The following is a 378-nucleotide window of genomic DNA, read 5'->3' on the forward strand; positions in this document are numbered from 1 at the left end:
TGCTGCCCCAATACACCGATTCGCAAGATTGCCCGCAGTATCCATGAGGCCGTCCGGGAGGTAGCCCGACGCCTCGCCCACACGCCGGAGTACCTCCGCTCACGCTGCGAACGCAAAAAGGTCGAGATGCTGTTCGCCCACCTCAAACGAATCCTGAAAATGGATCGCCTGCGACTACGTGGACTAACCGGCGCGACCGACGAATTCACGCTCGCTGCGGCGGTACAGAATCTGCGCCGGATGGCCAAATTGGTACCCCACGGGCCGCCGGCCATGGGATAGGTGCGCCTGCTTGAGGCAGAAATCTTTGGATTAACCCAAAAAGCTGAGCCTGAACACTCAGCGGAACGCCGAAAGGCCACTGGAAGTGGCGAGCCG

1 protein-coding gene is annotated in these 378 nt (G+C 60.6%); it reads left to right on the forward strand.

The features are described from left to right. Positions 1-282 (forward strand): transposase (locus tag ACZ2IA_RS22845; protein ID WP_470294883.1); only part of this gene is annotated, 282 nt, incomplete at its 5' end. Positions 283-378: the final 96 nt, after the last annotated feature.

The sequence above is a fragment of the Crenobacter sp. CS_VA4 genome (assembly GCF_055597485.1).